We start from the raw sequence: 373 nt of genomic DNA on the forward strand, positions 1-373 counted from the left end.
AGTGCTCACACAGATTGTCTGATGAAAAGTAAATAGCAAGGCGTCTTGCGATTGAGACTTCAGTGTCCCCTTCGTCTAGAGGCCCAGGACACCGCCCTTTCACGGCGGTAACAGGGGTTCGAATCCCCTAGGGGACGCCACTTGCTGGTATGTGTGAGTGAAAGTCGCCGACCGAAGTATCTCAAAACTGACTTCCGAGTCACGTTTGAGATATTTGCTCTTTAAAAATCTGGATCAAGCTGAAAATTGAAACGACACACTGTTTCATTTCTCCGTAATAAGAAATGAAAAATGGTGTGTTCGAGTCTCTCAAATTTTTGCAAACCGATGATGAATCGAAAGAAACATCTTCGGGTTGTGAGGTTAAGCGACT

1 tRNA gene is annotated in these 373 nt (G+C 45.0%); it reads left to right on the plus strand.

The annotated features are described in order from the left end of the window. Positions 1–64: 64 nt before the first annotated feature. Positions 65–140 (plus strand) — tRNA-Glu (locus OGY18_RS00930). The last annotated feature ends 233 nt before the right edge of the window (positions 141–373 follow it).

Source organism: Citrobacter sp. Cpo142 (assembly GCF_030332425.1).
Classification (GTDB): domain Bacteria; phylum Pseudomonadota; class Gammaproteobacteria; order Enterobacterales; family Enterobacteriaceae; genus Citrobacter; species Citrobacter portucalensis.